The following is a 3,904-nucleotide window of genomic DNA, read 5'->3' as shown; positions in this document are numbered from 1 at the left end:
CTTCTATAAGGCGATAAAGCTCACCCGCAGCACTACGAGCCAGCCTTTGGGTTGGCTCTGTTACCTGCGCTCCAAATGAAAAGTCATAGCCACGCACCGCGCATACGAACGCCCTGGGCGTCGCACCATAAATCTCTCTGGCCAGTACGATAAGCTCCTCAGGCGACGAGATATGGGTTACGTTTATACCATCCGTCCGCGCGTCCGTGATCTCTCGCACCTCAATATCCCCAAGCTGCTCGCTCACATGCGCATCCACAAAAATCACCGCATGGCTTTCGCCGATAAGCTCCGCATCCACCACGTCAAGCTGGTGCCGTCGAACGATTTCTATATCGGGCACCCCCAAAATGCGCTCTAACTCATCCAGTACAAGATGGGCAACCCCATCATCTCCCCTCAAAGGGTTTCCATACCCGATTACGGTTGTTTTTTTGTTCATAACTCTACCCTGAAAATAACCAGTATATGCCATTACTATTTTCATCCTCTGACGGTGCCACTTTTAGCGGCATGGATGTCTATTATAGTTCTTTATTATATCTCTTGATCATGTATCTATTTTAGTATCTACTTTTAGTATCTACTATATCTGTGCGATATCTGTGGGTATATCTATTCCGATACCACCTCGGTCTCTACCCGTTGTCTGGTCACCATCACCAAAATCAGGCCTGAGGCGATGATGAAGAGTCCGCCTAGGATGGTGACAGGCCGCGGGATCTCGCCCAAGAAAATGGCCGCGAACACCACGGCGCTTGCCGGGTCGAGGTAGGTGAAGATGCCGACCTGCTGGGCTTTTACGTCGCGCAGGCCGTTAAGGTACAATGCTGCGGCAAAGGCGGTATGAAACGCGCCGACCACAAACAATATAAACAGGGTAAGCGGGCTGATGCTGAACTTATAGATGAAGAGCGCCGGGCTTAAAATTATCGCCCCGACCAGTTCCTCGTAAAATATGATGGCAACAGGATCGATTTTGTCCGCAAGCGGTTTGCTTATGATGACAAGAACCGCATAGGTGATGGCAGAGACTACGGCCCACAGTATGCCCGCAAGGGCGCTTTTACTTAATCCGGTAACCGATGCAGACACGATGAGTGCCGTCCCAACGAGTGATATGCCTAGGCTCAGTATGGTAATCTTCTCGAGCTTTTCCTTTAGGATAAGCGGCGCGAGTATCGCCACGAATATCGGCGCGGTATACGTTATCAGGACCGCATTTGCTACCGAGGTGAGTCGTATGCTGAAGAAAAAGGCGGTCCAGTTGATTGTTAGAAGTATACCCATCGCGATGATCCAGTAGAGCCGCTTGCCTACTGCAAGAACCTCGGTCTTGTGCCGCATGGCGATATAGACGAAAATGGCGATCGCCGCAAAGGAGACGCGATAAAAGACCAAGATTAGGGTTGGCAGGTGGATGAAGCGCACCACCGTTCCGAGCGAGCCCCAGATAATCGCCGCTAAAATTATTTTAAAATACCCACTCATAATGCTCCTGTAAGGTTGCGCAGTATCAAGTATATATTCCCGAACCGGATACACCAATTCCTCTAAACCCCACCCCGATTTTGCCGAGATTTAAGAACAGGGCACCACATTATAATAAAGGAGATGCGGCAGATGTTTTTAGTACCGTTTTTGGCTTTGGGCATAGCTATTGGATATATTCAGGGCGGCAGGATGAGCGCCCTTTCTCAAATCTCACTTCGCTACGGATCACTCGTTATGATGGCGCTCGCCATCCAGTTGACTCTCTTTGTGTGCGGTTTTACGCCGTATAGCTCGCTTCCTGAAGGAATGGTAGCAAACATCGTCTCATATATGCTTGTCATCGCGTTTTTACTCCTTAACAGACAGGTCAAGTTGATCGAAGTGGTTGCCGCCGGTCTTACCCTTAACTTTCTTGCGATTGTCTCGAACGGGGGATATATGCCCGGTCCAACCGTGGTATTTGCAAGTAGTACCCTCGAGTCGGCCGCATCCTCGGCCCAGGTTGCAAATGCCGGATCATCGCTGTGGTTTTTAGGAGACACCTTCACGCTGCCGTTGTTCTCTTCGCTAAGCTACGCTTTCAGCATCGGTGATATTCTCATCGCTCTTGGGATGTTTGCGATAATCCGGGGAACGATGCTTGAGCACCGGGCAGAGCTTACTGTTGCAAAAGAGCGCTACCAACCAAAACACCTGGCACGTCCGACGCAGCTGAAAGAGAGCGCTTAATGGTGGCGAGAGGTGTATCATAGACGTACTTTAAGCTTTGTTCTGAATCTCTTCTTGCAGGGACTGTGTTTGAAACGGCCTGTTGTTCTCATCGACAAAGACAATCCGCGGTTTGAAGCCCTTGAGTTCGTCTTCCGTGAGGACCGCATAGGCGAGGATGATTATCAGTTCCCCCGGGTTCATCAGCCTGGCCGCGGCGCCGTTGAGGCAGATCACACCCGAGCCCGGCTCTCCGGGAATGGCATATGTTTCAAGGCGCACGCCGTTATCTACGTTGACTACGTGTACTTTCTCATTTTCCAGTATATCGGCCCGCTCCATCAGCTCGGAGTCGATTGTGATGCTCCCGATGTAATCCACATTTGCCCCGGTGATGGTGGCGCGATGAATTTTGCTCTTTAACATATGACGTTGCATAACGTTCCCCTGCTCACAATGTAAAACAATTTACCATAATTATCAAGATTCAGGCACGATAAGCGCATTGTCGATAAGGCGGGCCTTGCCAACCCTGGCGGCCACTGCAATAAGCGTGTTCGCCTCGATCGTCTCGACGGGGGACAGGCTCTCAGGATCGCACACCTCCAGGTATTCTACCTCGATAAGCCCCTCGTTTTCAATCGTTTCCTTAAGTTCGGCCGCGATTTCGCCAGCATTTGTTTTACCTGTACGTACCATATCCTGCGCAAGTCTAAGCGCTTTTGAGAGGACAAGCGCCGCTTTTCGCTCTTCGAGAGACAGGTAGGTATTCCTTGACGACATGGCAAGCCCGCCGTTTTCACGCACCGTGGGCACGCCGATGATTTCGACATCCATGTTAAGGTCGCGCACCATCCGCTTGATAACCGCGAGCTGTTGCCAGTCTTTATTGCCGAAGAGCGCGATATCCGGCTCAACGATATTAAGAAGCTTGGCCACCACGGTTGTAACACCTTTGAAGTGCCCGGGTCGGCTCCTGCCGCAGAGCACGTGCGTCATCTCTCCGGTTACCTCTACATAGGTGGAATAGCCTTCCGAGTACATCTCCTTTACCGCCGGCACGAATAGGAAATCTACGCCGACACCGGCGGCTTTGTCCCGATCGCCCTCGATGTCTCGCGGATACTTGCCCAGATCCTCGTTTGGCCCGAACTGGGTGGGGTTAACGAAGATGCTGACCACCACGACATCCGCCAGCCTGTTGGCCTCGCGCATGAGCGCCAGGTGCCCCTCATGCATATACCCCATGGTCGGCACAAATCCTATTTTCTTACCTCGCGCACGCTCTTCTTTAAGCGCCGAGCGCAACTCGCGTATGGTTTTTATTTCTAACATCCAACCCGTGAAATCTCCTTTATATAATGGTCTGCGATCATCTGCCTGTCATTCTGAGCGCCGGCAATTGTCATTCTAAAGCGCCGGCAATTGTCATTCTGAGCGAAGCGAAGAATCTAGAGAGCACTCACCGACTTCTGTCACTGAGTATGTCTAAGCTTTGATATACCTTTCTAAGAAGCGTTTACCAAGCGTGTATCATATCTACCAAGCATGTATCAAACAAATACCAACCGCCTATAAACCGTCTGTCTCACTCTGGCTTATCTAAGCTTAGACCCTCCTGCTATAAAAAAGGCACTGCACCCAAGATTCTTCACTTCGTTCAGAATGACATGTAATCGTCACCCGCCATTTGCTCCTTCAG

General features: G+C 50.8%; 5 protein-coding genes. 1 reads left to right on the top strand and 4 read right to left on the bottom strand.

Features of this window, described 5'->3' with window-relative positions:
• Positions 1-442, bottom strand: a 442-nt coding sequence (locus COY37_RS08035) for a hydrogenase maturation protease (protein WP_286977143.1), incomplete at its 3' end; no start/stop codon positions are given.
• 173 nt (positions 443-615) lie between these two features.
• Positions 616-1,491 (bottom strand): DMT family transporter, encoded by an 876-nt coding sequence (locus tag COY37_RS08030; protein ID WP_286679286.1) that lies wholly within the window; start codon positions 1,489-1,491, stop codon positions 616-618.
• A 132-nt stretch (positions 1,492-1,623) separates the two neighbouring features.
• Here COY37_RS08030 and COY37_RS08025 point away from each other — a divergent pair, with 132 nt between their 5' ends.
• Positions 1,624-2,223, top strand: a complete 600-nt coding sequence (locus COY37_RS08025) for a DUF5317 domain-containing protein (RefSeq protein WP_286679285.1) — start codon at positions 1,624-1,626, stop codon at positions 2,221-2,223.
• Between the two features lie 30 nt (positions 2,224-2,253).
• On the opposite strand, the gene panD is transcribed toward COY37_RS08025, so the two are convergent.
• Together panD and panC are read right to left on the bottom strand one after the other, a co-directional pair.
• The gene (panD, locus tag COY37_RS08020; protein ID WP_286679284.1) at positions 2,254-2,640 is read right to left on the bottom strand and encodes an aspartate 1-decarboxylase; all 387 of its coding nucleotides are present in this window, start codon (positions 2,638-2,640) and stop codon (positions 2,254-2,256) included.
• A 42-nt stretch (positions 2,641-2,682) separates the two neighbouring features.
• Positions 2,683-3,537: a pantoate--beta-alanine ligase gene (gene panC / locus COY37_RS08015; protein WP_286679283.1), complete on the bottom strand. Its 855-nt coding sequence runs from the start codon at positions 3,535-3,537 to the stop codon at positions 2,683-2,685.
• Positions 3,538-3,904: the final 367 nt, after the last annotated feature.

The organism is Candidatus Aquicultor secundus, from assembly GCF_002791875.1.
GTDB lineage: Bacteria > Actinomycetota > Aquicultoria > Aquicultorales > Aquicultoraceae > Aquicultor_A > Aquicultor_A secundus.
The sequence above is the reverse complement of the archived record's forward strand: the minus strand, read 5'-3'. Positions and strand labels throughout refer to the sequence as shown.

Coding starts and splice junctions, on each gene's coding strand:
- COY37_RS08030 (WP_286679286.1), bottom strand. CDS start 1,491: ATGAGTGGGTATTTTAAAATAATTTTAGCGGCGATTATCTGGGGCTCG.
- COY37_RS08025 (WP_286679285.1), top strand. CDS start 1,624: ATGTTTTTAGTACCGTTTTTGGCTTTGGGCATAGCTATTGGATATATT.
- panD (WP_286679284.1), bottom strand. CDS start 2,640: ATGCAACGTCATATGTTAAAGAGCAAAATTCATCGCGCCACCATCACC.
- panC (WP_286679283.1), bottom strand. CDS start 3,537: ATGTTAGAAATAAAAACCATACGCGAGTTGCGCTCGGCGCTTAAAGAA.